The sequence below is a fragment of the Leisingera sp. SA215 genome, assembly GCF_055902035.1.
In genome coordinates, this window is sequence record NZ_JBVVXU010000013.1 from 76,350 (window position 1) to 88,304 (window position 11,955).

An 11,955-nucleotide genomic window follows, 5' to 3' on the forward strand; every position below is an offset into this window, starting at 1 on the left:
GCGTTCAGAACGGCGCCTCCAGATGCTGGTCTAAATCCACCGGCCCCAGCACTGCGTTGTCGGGAATGCTCTCAAACCCGGCAACAGTACCGCCATGACGGAAGGCGAACCGCGCCGCCAACTCCGCTGAGGCATAAGGCACGACTTCCGGCGCCCCCATGCCCCCGGCCACGTTGAGGCCGACCACGAAATGCGCATCGCTGGCATCAATCCAGTTCATGGTCCCGGGGTGCCCCCAGCAGGCCCAGGTCATAGAGCACCAAAAAAACCAGCCATACACCCGCCGGCAGTCCGGCCGCGGCCGTTGTACCGCTGGACAGCGCCGACAGCGCACAGCCCAGCACCAGGAACACCGCGCCCAACAGGATCGAGGTCAGCACCAGCCGCCCCAGCGCTATCAGGCTCTCTGCCCAGCACCGCCTTGATCAGCGTCGGCTTGCCTGCGCCGTTGTCACCCAAGAGCGCCAGCCGCTCGCCCGGCGCGATGTCCTGGTCGATGCCGCGCAGCACCTGTGTCCTGCCGCGGAATTTGTCCAGCGCGGGGATCTGCAGCAGGCAGTTTGCGTTATCCATCCTGTTCAAGCTTTCTGGCGGCCTCTGGCCGCTCCGGCCGCATCAGCGGATGGCTGTCGATCACTCCGCCGGGCAGCAGCGCCGGGAAGGTCGACTGCGACCAGCGCACCAGCTGCACCGCGAGCGACCCCATCAGCAGTTTCGCTGCCGGCTGTGTCCACAGCACATGATCCATGCTGTCGTTCGGACGGTAGGGCGCATCGGCAATGCCATCCCCGTCCACATCAAAACCGGCGAAGTCTGACCAGTTATTGCCCTGGCCCTCTTCGCTCCACTCCACCCATTTGGTGGACACAAACTTCACCTGATGCCGGTTTTCGGCGAAAGCATTGCCCACCATCCGGTTGCCGGCACTGCCTGCGGTGAAATGGATGCCGATACCGCAGCCCTCAAACCAGTTGCCGGACAAATCATTCTTGTGCGCGTTTTAAAAGAAGGTGCATTTGCCCTTGGCGCCCTTCACATAATTGCCGCGCACCTCGCCCTGGTTGGCATAATTCAGCATCACCCCGTGGTCGCGGTCATTCAGCGAGACATTCCCGGTTACCTTGATCCGTTTGGAAAACATCACCGCAAAGCCCAGGTGATTGCCGATCGAGACATTGCCCGAGACCTCGAAATTGTCGGCGTACATGTAATGCACAGCATAGCAAAGGTCGCGGAACGTGTTGTTTATGAAGCTGTTATTTCTGGAGCTGTTCACAAAGATACCGTCGCGGCCAAAGCGGATGTCATTGCCGTCCACCACCGCGACCGAGGCATTCCAGACTTAAACCCCGTTGCCGCTGGAATTCATATGGCGATCCAGGCGGCCTACGGTCCGGGTGGCTAGGACCAGCCTATCTTTGGCGCCGTGAATATCAACGCCGTAAAGGTTGCCCAAGAGCACATTGTTCAGGATCCGCGGCGCCTTGGCCGTCTTGGTCAGCTTGATGCCGCTGTCGATTTCCCGATGCGAGGAGCCGGAGCCCACAACGGTCAGGTTCCGCACGGTCACACCGGTCCCGGTCACGGTTATCACCGATCCCGAACCTTGCCCGTCCAAAGTGGCGTGGCCCTGCCCGTCCAGAACGACCGGCCGGTCCAGCACCAGTGTTTTGGCATTTTCGCCGGGGGCGTGGTGGAGGGTGTCCCCATCCGCCGCCTGCGCCAGGGTTTTCGCAATGGCCCCAGCCCGGTTGGGCACGTCCCAGTCTGCCGCCCAGGCAGACGTCAGGCAGGTCATGGCCGCAACCAAAGATATGGGCAGGAGCCGGTTCATGTTTACGCGCTTCGCGGCTCGACCAGCATCCGGCCGCGCATTTCCATGTGCAGCGCGTGGCAGAACCACTGGCAATAATACCAATGCACGCCCGGACGCTCGGCCTTGAAGGTGGCCGATGCAGTCGCCTGTGGCCCGACCTTCATCGCGGCGCCGACGTTCGACAGGCAGAAACCGTGAGTCAGATCGTCTGATTTCATCCAGATTGGTGACATAAACGGTGACCTCATCGCCCTGCTTGACGGTGCACTTCTCCAGACTGAAGTTTGGCGCCTGGCTCGACATGTAGACCCGCACCTTATCGCCGTCGCGCGCGATGGTGTCCTGCCAGTCGTCCAGATCGACCCCGTCCGCCTCGGCCTGTTTGCCTGCCTCGGCCCACATCGGGTCATTGCGGTCCCAGATATTGACCGGGTTCACCTTGGAGCGGTGCACGATGATCGAGTCATGCGGCTCGGCAAAGGTCGGGCCGTCGCGGACCACCTTCATCTGTCGCCGGAAATACCGATCAGCTGCTCGTTCTCGGTCATCCCGGCCAGGGTCATGCCATTTCCGAGTTGCAGGAGGTCGAATAGGCGTATTTGCCCTGAAATCGCAATCGGTGTTATCGAGGTTGGCTGAGACGATCACCTGCCAGGCGACCTCCAAGCTGCCGCCGTCAATGGCCGAGAAGATGTTCACGTATTGCGACGGATCATCCAGAATCTAGCCGTGGTTGACCAGCGGCACCTCGTGCTCGCCCTTAAAAAAGACATAGCCGGGGCGCGGGAACTTTTGCGGGCGCAACCCGTGGATGTCCTTGGCGTTGGGGATCTCGATGATCCTGTCGCATTTCATCACGTCGCAGCGCACACGGGCCGGGATCGCCAGCGCGGCCCCCAGCGGGCACAGCCAGCCTCAATAGGCGCCACGGCCCCAGAACAGCAGCGCGGCGGGACGGCAAACCACTGGATGAAAACTAGCGGATCCAGCAGGAAAGCACCCCAGGAAAACCCGCTCCGCAAGGAACCCGCCAGCGCCATCAGGTTCACCACGCTCAGCTGCGCATTGGCGTACCAGCCCAGGAACACCAGGGTGACGGTCAGGTATCCGATGCGGAACCAGTCGAATATATGCACGTTCGCGGTAGCCTGGACTGCAAGAAGAAAACCCCCGTCAGAACCAGCAGCATCACCCCCAGCACACCGATCTCCAGCGTGCTGTCCTTCCAGATCCGCTGCCACAGCGCCGCCTTTGCCGCGGCCTCGCCGGTGTCATCCGCAACCACCCTGGGTGCAGGTGCGGCAGGCAGCAGATACTGCTCCGGCAGATTATAACCCTGATCAAAGGTCAGGAATGCCCGCTCCAGCGCGCCCACCGACCGCTGCACCAGTAGCTGCAGACGGAACGGTTCTGCCCGATCAAGTTCTGCATCTGCCGGGATCTTGAACAGATCCAGCTCACCAAAGATGGGGCTGTCCGCCACCGCCAGTCCCCCAAGCCGCTTGTGCTGCTTGTCAAAAAACCGCACCGAGGCATCGCCCTGGATTAGCGGGATGCGGTCAAAGATGCCGTCGCGCACATAGCCCGACCCTTTGAAGCTGTAGCTGCCGCGCCGCAGCACCAGAATCGCGCTCTTGCCCTCCTTCAGCCAGGACCGCAGGTTCTGGTACTCGGCCTCGCCCAGCAGCGATTTGCCGATTAAGAGCACGGAAACCAGGGCCATGTGCATGTCGATGACATATGTCATCCGCACCCGGTTCCGGCCGCTTGATCGCACGGCTGTCACCAGTGACCTCAAATGCCGCGTTGATCAGGCCGACGTCCGGCGTCATCCGCCGCATCGAGCCGTCGCCCGCCAGCGCAGTCCAGTTCGGCGTAGCTTTCAGTCAGCTTGACCATCTTGGCGTTGGGGATGCCGATCAGCACAATCGGTTCGGAGTGTTTGACCAGCTTCACACCTGCCAGAACCGCATCGGTGCCGGTGGCAGCCACCACATGGATCGGCTTGCCGCTCTAGCCGGTGGTGCCCACAAAATCGGAGGCCAGAAAGGCGTAGGCAATGGTTTCGCCCGCCTTCAGAACCGGCGCCACCGGTACATCGCTGCGCACCGGGCCACCCCTGCCAGCCGCAGGAGGAGCCCGGCGCGGCAAGCAGTGGATAGGCAAGTCGTGCACGGCATCTGGTACAAGAATCTCTTGCTGCATTCGCCGCTGATACTAGAGCGAACTTCAGTGCCGCAATTTGATGTATGCCAGATAAATCGAAAATTCCGCATTAATCCTCAGCCCAGCGCAAAACGGGCTAGGCGCCTGGCAATTCAGCCCTTTTCAAACCGCCGGAAGGCAAAGGCAATCACCCCCGCAATCGCCATATAAACAACGGCAAGCAGCAGCAGCGGTTCATAGACAATAAAGGTGTCAGAGCGCACCCGCGAGGACACCGCATAGATCTCCACCACCGTGATCGTCGCCACCAGCGGCGTCGCCTTCAGCTGCAATATGGTCTCGCCGCCCAGGGTCGGCAGCACGTTGCGGATCGCCTGCGGCAGCCAGATCCGGCGGAACATGGTAAAGCGCGGCATGCCAAAGGACTTCGCCGCCTCCAGCTGTCCCTTGGCAACGCTGGAAAACGCCCCCCGCATGACCTCACCCTCATAGCCCGCATAAGACAGCGTCAGCGCCAGCACCGCATAGGGCCAGGCCTGCCGCAGGTAGGGCCACAGCTCGGACGAGCGGATCCAGGGAAACTGCGGAAACAGCGAACCCAGCCCGTAATAGAGCAGCCAGATCTGCAACAGCAGCGGCGTACCGCGGATGATGGTGCAGAAGGTACGGGCAGGAATAGACAGGTACCACGGCCCCACGGCCTGCGCCAATCCCAGCGGCACCGCCAGCATGAAGCCCATAAAGGTGGAAACTGCCAGGATCCAGATCGTGGTCCACAGCCCCTCCAGCGCCAGCGGCGTATATTGCGGGATCCAGTCCCAGCGCAGCGACATCGCACACCAGGCGGCAAGGCCTGCAAAGACCATCATCATCACGATACGGTGCGGCTGCATCAGCTCCTTCAGGCCGGTCATGACGTACCCCCCTTCAGCGAGGGCTGGCCGCGCCGCGCCCATTTCTCAACCCGGGCAAACACCGCGCCGGAACACAGCGTCACCATCAGGTACAGGAACCCTGCCGCCAGGAAGAATGTGAAATAGGCGCGTGTGCTGCTGGCCGCCTGCCGGGTTTCCAGCGTCAGCTCGTTGAAGCCCACAACCGCCAGCAGCGCGGTGTCCTTGGTGGCGATCAGCCACAGATTGGCCAGCCCCGGCACCGCAAAGCTCATCATCGCCGGGATCGTCACCCGCCGCATGATCATGAGGGCGGGCATACCATAGGATTTCGCCGCCTCGATCTGCCCCACCGGCACCGCCTTGATGGCGCCGCGCAGCACTTCGGTGGCATAGGCCCCCTGCACCACGCCCAAGACCCAGATGCCGGCCGCGACGCCGTTGATCTCGACCCGGCCGCCGCCCACCGCCTCGGAGATCTTGTTGATGATATCGCTGCCGACGTAGTAGAGGATCAGGATCAGCACCAATTCCGGCACCGCCCGGATCACCGTGGTGTAAATGGCAAGAAGGTCGCGTGTGACCTTCCCGCCATAAAGTTTGCCATAGGCTCCGAACAGCCCGATCACCAGCCCCAGTCCAAAGGCGCCAAAAGCAATCTGCAGCGAGTTGGCAAGCCCGCGCAGCAGATTGCCGCCCCAGCCCGACAGCGACAGCAGCTCCGCGCTGGCGCCAAGGCCCAGTAATTCGAACAGTCCGGTCACAGCAGCGCCTTAGTAGATGCTGGTGGTGAAGTATTTGGCGGTGATCTTCTCGTGGGTGCCGTCGGCCAGGATCGCCGCAATGCCCTTGTTCAGCGCCTCGCGCAGTGCATCGTCGCCCTTGCGCACGCCCGCGCCCACACCGCGGCCCAGGATTGCCGGATCATCCGCAACCGCGCCCTTGATCTCGCAGCAGCTGCCGGTGTCGGAGTTCACGAAATCCGCCATCGCGATGCTGTCCGCCTGGGTCGCGTCGATACGGCCCGCAAACAGATCCTGATTGGCTTCATCCTGGGTCTGATAGACCTTCAGCTCGGCATCTTTGAAGTATTCCTGGGCATAGGCCTGGTGGATGGTCGAGGCTTGGATGCCAACGACTTTTCCTGCCAGCGACTCCGGCGTCGGTGCGATGTCCATCGACTTATCCGCCACGATTACCGCCGGGGTGTTGTAATAGGGGTCGCTGAAATCGATGGTCTTCAGCCGCTCCTCAGTGATCGACATCGAGGCCATGATGGCGTCGATCTGCTGGCCGGTCAGCGACGGGATAATGCCGTCCCAAGCCACCGGTGTGATCGCGCAGTCCAGTTCTGCCGCGGCGCAGACCGCGCCGATTACCTCGACCTCCCAACCGGTCCAGTTGCCCGAGCTGTCGAGCGAGGCAAACGGCGGGTAAGGTTCTGCGGCAATACCGATCTTGACCTGCTCCGCAGCAGAGGCACCGGCGGAAAGGGCTGCGGCAGCGACCCCGGCGGCAAGCAATGCTTTCAGTTTCATCTTCTTCTCCCAGTTGTTTTTATTTTGGTGGTAGTGGATCAGGCGACCGAACTCAGAAATTGCTTCAGCCGCTCTGATTGCGGATTGCCAAAGACCTCGGCAGGCGGCCCCTGCTCTTCGATGCGGCCCTGGTAAAGATAGACAACGTGGTTCGCGACTTCGCGGGCGAATTTCATCTCATGTGTCACCAGCAGCATGGTGCGCCCCTCGGCAGCCAGATCGCGGATCACCGTCAGCACCTCGCCCACCAGTTCCGGGTCAAGCGCCGAGGTCGGCTCGTCGAACAGCATCGCCGACGGGTCCACCGCCAGCGCCCGGGCGATCGCGGCCCGCTGCTGCTGACCGCCTGACAGATAGGCGGGATAGGTATCTTCCTTGCCGCCCAGGCCCACGCGGTTCAGCAGCTCATGCGCGCGGGCGATGGCTTCCGCCTTGGGCACCTTCAGCACATGCACCGGAACCTCGACCACATTCTCCAGCAAGGTCCGGTGGGTCCACAGGTTGAACTGCTGAAACACCATCGCCAGCTTGGTCCGGATGCGTTCGATTTGCCTCTGATTGGCAGGGGTGCCATCGCTGCGCATCACCACGTCCTCGCCGCCGATCACGATCTTGCCCGAACTCGGCGTTTCCAGAAAGTTGATGCAGCGCAGCATGGTCGATTTGCCCGAACCGGAGCCGCCGATGATCGCCACCACATCGCCCTGATGGGCGGTCAGCGACACGCCCTTCAGCACTTCCAGATTGCCAAACGACTTGTGCAGATCCTCAACCCGGATCGCCTCGCGGCGCGCGTCAGTTTCCAAAGCTGATGAGGCAGCAGCGGCTGTGTCCATTCTTGCGTCTTCCCGAATTTTCCGATTGCAGTAAGCCGCGACTCGCGTAATTATGCAAGCGTATAATTTCTCTGCCAGGCAAAAACAGGAGCTGAGGTGACCGACGAGCGCCGCAAATTCAAACGCGAATCCGCCGAAGCGCGGAAGGAAGCGCTGATTCTGGCCACACTGGAATTGGTGGCGGAAAACGGCGTGCGCGGGGCAACGGTGCGGGGAATTGCCGAACGCGCAGACGTGACCCAGGGTCTGATCCGGCATTACTTCAGCTCCAAGGAAGAGCTGATCACCGCCGCTTATGAACACCACATGACCTTCATGAGCGATCAGACATTTGCTCCGGCATCGGGTGTTCAGGGGTCGGCACTGGCCCGGCTCACGGCCTTTGTGACGGCCTCGCTGACGCCGCCGGTGGTGGATCCGCGCGCCATCGCGCTTTGGGCCAGCTTCCTCAACAAGGTGCAGCAGGATCCGCAGATGAAGGCAACACACGAACGCACCTATGCCTATTTCCGCGACCAGCTGCAGGCGCTGATCACCGCCGCACTGGAAGAAGCGGGCCGCCCCGCCCCGCCCGCGCGGCTGCGCCAGCTGGCGATTGCCTGCAACGCGCTGATCGACGGGCTGTGGCTGGAAGGCGGCGCTTTGCCCGACGCTTTCGCACCGGGGGAACTGGAAGAGATCGGACGGCAATCGGTTGCCGCAATGACAGGATTGAATTTGGAACAAGGGGCTGAAACGTCATGAGGCTGACAGCAATTACCGAACGGCTGGCCGGATTGGGCGGCGGCAAATGGGAAGTCCACCTGAAAGCACGGCAGCTGGCCGAAGCGGGGGCCGATTTGGTCGAGATGACCATCGGCGAGCCGGATGTGCCCACCCCGCCGGACCTGATAGAAAGCGCCGCGCGGGCGATGCAGGCAGGCCGCACCGGCTATTCCGACGGCCGCGGCGAGACCCGCCTGCGCGCCGCACTGGCCGACGCCTATTCCGCCAGCCGCGGGCGTCATTTCGGGCCGGAGAACATCCTCTGCTTCCCCGGCACCCAGACTGCGCTTTATGCGGTGCTGCAGGGCGTTGCGGAACCCGGCACCGAGGTGCTGGTGGGCGACCCGATGTATGCCACGTACGAGGGCGTCATCCGCGCCTCGGGTGCGGAGATGGTGCCGGTGCCGCTGCGGCCTGAGGCCGGTTTCCGGATGCAGGCCAGCGACCTGGCCGCGCGCATCACGCCGCGCAGCCGTGCCATCCTGCTGACCACCCCGCACAACCCCACGGGCGCCATCCTGACCGCCGAAGACCTGCGCGAAATCGGTGAACTGGCCCTCAAGCATGACCTCTGGATCCTTTCCGACGAGGTTTACGAGCATCTGGTGTTCGAGGGGGCGGAGTTTGTCTCGCCGCTCTCTGATCCGGCGCTCGCAGACCGGGTAATCGCAGTCTCCTCGATCTCCAAATCCCACGCCGCACCGGGGTTCCGCAGCGGCTGGTGCGCCGGACCGGCCGAGTTCTGCACCGCGCTGCTGCCGGTGTCGGAAACCATGCTGTTCGGCAACCAGCCCTTCATCGCCGACATGACCGAAAAGGCCGTGCGCGATGGCTCCCCGGTGGCACCCGGCATGGCTGCCCGTTTTGCCGCCCGCACCGATTTGCTGCTACAGCGGCTGCACGGCGAAACCGAACTGCGTGTCCACCGTCCCAAGGCCGGCATGTTTGCTCTGATCGACGTCTCCGCCACCGGCATGGACGGTGATGCCTATGCCTGGGATCTGCTGGACAGCGGCGTCGCCGTCATGCCCGGCTCCGCCTTCGGCGACAGCCTCACAAACTGGGTGCGTGTTGCCCTCACCATCGACGACGGCAGCTTTGCCACTGCGCTGGACCGGATCACCGCCCACGCAAACCGCAAGACCAGGAGCGTCGCATGACCAAGACAACAGTAGGCGAGGCCCTGGTGGCGGGTCTGAAGGAACGCGGCGTCACCTGCGTGTTCGGCATCCCTGGCGTGCATACGGTGGAGCTGTACCGCGGGCTTGCCGGGTCCGGCATCCGTCACGTCACCCCGCGCCACGAACAAGGCGCAGGCTTCATGGCCGACGGCTATGCCCGGGTCTCCGGCCAGCCCGGCGTCGCCTTTGTGATCACCGGCCCTGGCCTTACCAACACGCTGACCCCGATGGCCCAGGCGCGAGCGGATTCGGTGCCGATGCTGGTGGTCTCCGGCGTCAATGCCGGCACAACGCTCGGCAAGGGCCACGGCCACCTGCACGAGCTGCCGGACCAGCACGCGCTGGCGGAAACCGTGGCGCTGACCTCGGAACATGTTGCCGCCCCCGCAGACCTGGACGCAGCGCTGGACCGCGTCTTTGCCCCTTTCGCCGCAGGCCGCCCCGGCCCCACCCATATCCAGATCCCGCTGGACGTGGCCGGCACCGCCTCTGAGGACAGCGCGGCCGCATCGCGCGCCGCCCGGCCGCGGCTGGACCCCGTTTTGATCGCGCAGGCGGCAAACAGGCTTTCGGCAGCCGCCAAAGTTGTGATCCTGGCCGGCGGCGGCGCGAAAACGGCAGGCGCAGAGCTCCAGGCCCTGGCCGAACACCTTGACGCGCCGGTGGTGCAGACGGTTAACGCCCGCGGCCTGATGCACGGCCATCCGCTGACAGTTCCGGCCAGCCCCAGCCTGCAGGCCGTCCGCGGTCTGATCGAAGAGGCGGATTGCGTGCTGGCGCTGGGAACCGAGCTGGGCCCAACCGACTACGACATGTACGCAACCGGCAGCCTGCCCCGGATGGCCGGGCTGATCCGCGTGGACATCTGCCCGGATCAGCTGGCCCGGCATGATACGGAACTGGCAGTTCCGGGATCCGCCGCCGAGGCCGCCGCCGCGCTGCTGACCATGCTCACCGGCGCGCCGAAGCAAGCCAAGGGCCCCGAACGTGCCGAACACACCCGCGCCGCCGCATTTGAGGAAATCGGCCCCGACTACCGCGCCCAGGTCGCAGTGCTGAACGCCATGCGCGCAGCGGTGCCGGGCGCGCTTATGGTAGGCGATTCCACCCAGCCGATCTATGCCGGCAACCTCTACTACGACCACGACCGCCCCGGCGGCTGGTTCAATGCCGCCACCGGCTACGGCGCGCTTGGCTATGGCATTCCCGCCGCCATCGGAGCCGCCATCGCAGCCCCCGGCATCCCGGTCATCTGCATCGCCGGCGACGGCGGCGCCCAGTTCTCGCTGCCCGAGATCATGGCCGCCGCGGACGAAAACCTGCCCGTCACCTTCGTTATCTGGAACAACCGCGGCTATGGCGAGATCGCAACTTCGATGGAGGCGGTGAACGTTCCCATCGTCGGCTGCAACCCCTCCCCGCCGGACTTTGCTGCCGCCGCGCACTCTTTCGGCATCCCTTGCTCCCGTGCGCCGATGGACCCGCAGGCCATCGCTGCCGCCCTTACCGCAGCCAACAGCAGCGGCACCCCGTCCATTCTTGAAATCGACATCACCGGACCTGTTCCGGGTCAGGAGTAACCTCATGCAGAACCCCTCTTTTGAGTTCAGCCGGGCCATCACCCGCCGCCCTGCCTCTACCATTGCCAACGGCCTGCGGGCCGAGGACATCGGCAACCCGGATCTGGACAGCATGCTCGCCGCCCACGCAGCCTATGTCGCCGCCCTGCGCAGTACCGGCGCCGAGGTGATCGAGCTGGCGCCGCTGGTCGCCTTCCCCGACGCCCAGTTCGTTGAGGACACCGCCCTGTGCCTGCCCCAGGGCGCCATCCTGATGCGCCCCGGCGCGCCATCGCGGCTGGGCGAAGTGGCTGAAATGGCACCGACACTGCGCGATTGCTACGAAAATGTCCGCGAAATCAAAGGCCCCGGCCATATCGAAGGCGGCGACATCCTGGTGACCGGCAGCGAAATCCTGGTCGGACGGTCCGACCGCACTGATGCCGCAGGCGTCGCCGAACTGGCCGCGATTGCCGCCGAATGGGGCCACTGCCTGCGCGAAGTTTTCACCCCCGAAGGCGTGCTGCACTTCAAGACCGACTGCTCGCTGATGGACGCCGAGACGATCCTGTCCACCAAACGCCTGGAGGCTTCAGGCTGCTTCGAAGGCTACCGGGTGCTGCATGTCGCCGAGGGCGAGGAAGCGGCCGCCAATGCCATCCGGTTCAACAATCTGGTGCTGATGGCAGCAGGGTTCCCGCGCACCGCCGAAATGCTCGACAAGGCAGGTTACGAGGTCGTCGAGATCGACAACACCGACTGCGCCAAACTGGACGGCGGCATGTCCTGCCTCTCCCTGCGCTTCTGATCCCGGCGTCGGCGGCCCGTCCGTCTTCCGCGCAGCGGCGGCCAGCCAGGCTGCGCGGCCCCCTGGGGCGGACTGCTTACCACGCACTATGATCTGACGACGAGCCATCCACACTTCACCCCGCATTTTGCCCTGCAAATCTTGTGGGTGGTTTCGAACCAGATGCCGGGCTTTCTATGGGCATCTCGCACGGTCAGGGACCAGAAACAAGGTTTCTGGCGGAGACGAAGGGATTCGAACCCTCGAGACCCTTCCGGGCCTACTCCCTTAGCAGGGGAGCGCCTTCGACCACTCGGCCACGTCTCCGCTGACCCGTATATCCGCATAAGCTCAGGGCTTACAAGGCGAAAAACGAACTTTTTTGAGATCCGACTCGAAAGCCTGCTGACCACC

The 11,955-nt window shown here is 63.6% G+C and carries 12 protein-coding genes, 1 tRNA gene and 4 pseudogenes; 4 read left to right on the top strand and 13 right to left on the bottom strand.

Annotated features, from left to right (window positions below; translation table 11 throughout):
* Positions 1-4 precede the first annotated feature (4 nt).
* The 12 genes and pseudogenes from AC0KW6_RS14825 to AC0KW6_RS14880 all read right to left on the bottom strand — a co-directional run bounded on the left by AC0KW6_RS14825 (position 5) and on the right by AC0KW6_RS14880 (position 7,249).
* The gene (locus AC0KW6_RS14825) at positions 5-220 is read right to left on the bottom strand and encodes a nitrous oxide reductase accessory protein NosL (protein WP_323782293.1); all 216 of its coding nucleotides are present in this window, start codon (positions 218-220) and stop codon (positions 5-7) included.
* Between the two features lie 10 nt (positions 221-230).
* A pseudogene (locus tag AC0KW6_RS14830) lies at positions 231-407 on the bottom strand (ABC transporter permease); the annotation flags it as partial.
* A gap of 34 nt (positions 408-441) precedes the next feature.
* A pseudogene (locus AC0KW6_RS14835) lies at positions 442-573 on the bottom strand (ABC transporter ATP-binding protein); the annotation flags it as partial.
* Positions 566-1,834 (bottom strand): annotated as a pseudogene (locus tag AC0KW6_RS14840) (nitrous oxide reductase family maturation protein NosD). The pseudogenes AC0KW6_RS14835 and AC0KW6_RS14840, both read right to left, overlap by 8 nt.
* A gap of 2 nt (positions 1,835-1,836) precedes the next feature.
* Positions 1,837-2,692, bottom strand: a pseudogene (locus AC0KW6_RS14845) (hypothetical protein); the annotation flags it as partial.
* Positions 2,671-2,952, bottom strand: a complete 282-nt coding sequence (locus tag AC0KW6_RS14850; RefSeq protein WP_416361564.1) for a hypothetical protein — start codon at positions 2,950-2,952, stop codon at positions 2,671-2,673. The pseudogene AC0KW6_RS14845 and the gene AC0KW6_RS14850, both read right to left, overlap by 22 nt.
* The gene (locus AC0KW6_RS14855; RefSeq protein ID WP_474035292.1) at positions 2,916-3,569 is read right to left on the bottom strand and encodes a hypothetical protein; all 654 of its coding nucleotides are present in this window, start codon (positions 3,567-3,569) and stop codon (positions 2,916-2,918) included. The genes AC0KW6_RS14850 and AC0KW6_RS14855 overlap by 37 nt, the downstream gene beginning before the upstream one ends.
* Before the next feature lie 41 nt (positions 3,570-3,610).
* Positions 3,611-3,811: a hypothetical protein gene (locus tag AC0KW6_RS14860; RefSeq protein ID WP_416361562.1), complete on the bottom strand. Its 201-nt coding sequence runs from the start codon at positions 3,809-3,811 to the stop codon at positions 3,611-3,613.
* Between the two features lie 323 nt (positions 3,812-4,134).
* Positions 4,135-4,896 (bottom strand): ABC transporter permease, encoded by a 762-nt coding sequence (locus AC0KW6_RS14865; RefSeq protein WP_323782286.1) that lies wholly within the window; start codon positions 4,894-4,896, stop codon positions 4,135-4,137.
* Complete coding sequence (locus tag AC0KW6_RS14870) at positions 4,893-5,639, bottom strand: ABC transporter permease (RefSeq protein ID WP_474035293.1); 747 nt, start codon at positions 5,637-5,639, stop codon at positions 4,893-4,895. The genes AC0KW6_RS14865 and AC0KW6_RS14870 overlap by 4 nt, the downstream gene beginning before the upstream one ends.
* Positions 5,640-5,648: 9 nt before the next feature.
* Positions 5,649-6,413: a transporter substrate-binding domain-containing protein gene (locus AC0KW6_RS14875; RefSeq protein WP_474035294.1), complete on the bottom strand. Its 765-nt coding sequence runs from the start codon at positions 6,411-6,413 to the stop codon at positions 5,649-5,651.
* A 38-nt stretch (positions 6,414-6,451) separates the two neighbouring features.
* The gene (locus AC0KW6_RS14880; RefSeq protein WP_323778020.1) at positions 6,452-7,249 is read right to left on the bottom strand and encodes an ABC transporter ATP-binding protein; all 798 of its coding nucleotides are present in this window, start codon (positions 7,247-7,249) and stop codon (positions 6,452-6,454) included.
* A 96-nt stretch (positions 7,250-7,345) separates the two neighbouring features.
* On the opposite strand from AC0KW6_RS14880, the gene AC0KW6_RS14885 reads away from it, so the two are divergent.
* Genes AC0KW6_RS14885 through AC0KW6_RS14900 form a run of 4 tightly spaced genes read left to right on the top strand, consistent with a single transcriptional unit; the run spans position 7,346 to position 11,562 of the window.
* Positions 7,346-7,993, top strand: a complete 648-nt coding sequence (locus tag AC0KW6_RS14885; protein ID WP_323778022.1) for a TetR/AcrR family transcriptional regulator — start codon at positions 7,346-7,348, stop codon at positions 7,991-7,993.
* Positions 7,990-9,174 (top strand): pyridoxal phosphate-dependent aminotransferase, encoded by a 1,185-nt coding sequence (locus AC0KW6_RS14890; protein WP_323778024.1) that lies wholly within the window; start codon positions 7,990-7,992, stop codon positions 9,172-9,174. The genes AC0KW6_RS14885 and AC0KW6_RS14890 overlap by 4 nt, the downstream gene beginning before the upstream one ends.
* Positions 9,171-10,775, top strand: coding sequence for a 5-guanidino-2-oxopentanoate decarboxylase (locus AC0KW6_RS14895; protein ID WP_474035295.1), 1,605 nt, complete (start codon positions 9,171-9,173; stop codon positions 10,773-10,775). Before AC0KW6_RS14890 ends, AC0KW6_RS14895 begins: the two co-directional genes overlap by 4 nt.
* A 4-nt stretch (positions 10,776-10,779) precedes the next feature.
* The gene (locus AC0KW6_RS14900) at positions 10,780-11,562 is read left to right on the top strand and encodes an arginine deiminase family protein (RefSeq protein ID WP_323778028.1); all 783 of its coding nucleotides are present in this window, start codon (positions 10,780-10,782) and stop codon (positions 11,560-11,562) included.
* 216 nt (positions 11,563-11,778) lie between these two features.
* On the opposite strand, the gene AC0KW6_RS14905 is transcribed toward AC0KW6_RS14900, so the two are convergent.
* Positions 11,779-11,868 (bottom strand) — tRNA-Ser (locus AC0KW6_RS14905).
* Positions 11,869-11,955 lie beyond the last annotated feature (87 nt).

Excerpts from the sequence above, each read along its gene's own strand:
- AC0KW6_RS14895 (WP_474035295.1), top strand. The coding sequence starts at position 9,171 with ATGACCAAGACAACAGTAGGCGAGGCCCTGGTGGCGGGTCTGAAGGAA.
- AC0KW6_RS14865 (WP_323782286.1), bottom strand. The coding sequence starts at position 4,896 with ATGACCGGCCTGAAGGAGCTGATGCAGCCGCACCGTATCGTGATGATG.
- AC0KW6_RS14825 (WP_323782293.1), bottom strand. The coding sequence starts at position 220 with ATGAACTGGATTGATGCCAGCGATGCGCATTTCGTGGTCGGCCTCAAC.
- AC0KW6_RS14900 (WP_323778028.1), top strand. The coding sequence starts at position 10,780 with ATGCAGAACCCCTCTTTTGAGTTCAGCCGGGCCATCACCCGCCGCCCT.
- AC0KW6_RS14890 (WP_323778024.1), top strand. The coding sequence starts at position 7,990 with ATGAGGCTGACAGCAATTACCGAACGGCTGGCCGGATTGGGCGGCGGC.
- AC0KW6_RS14880 (WP_323778020.1), bottom strand. The coding sequence starts at position 7,249 with ATGGACACAGCCGCTGCTGCCTCATCAGCTTTGGAAACTGACGCGCGC.
- AC0KW6_RS14875 (WP_474035294.1), bottom strand. The coding sequence starts at position 6,413 with ATGAAACTGAAAGCATTGCTTGCCGCCGGGGTCGCTGCCGCAGCCCTT.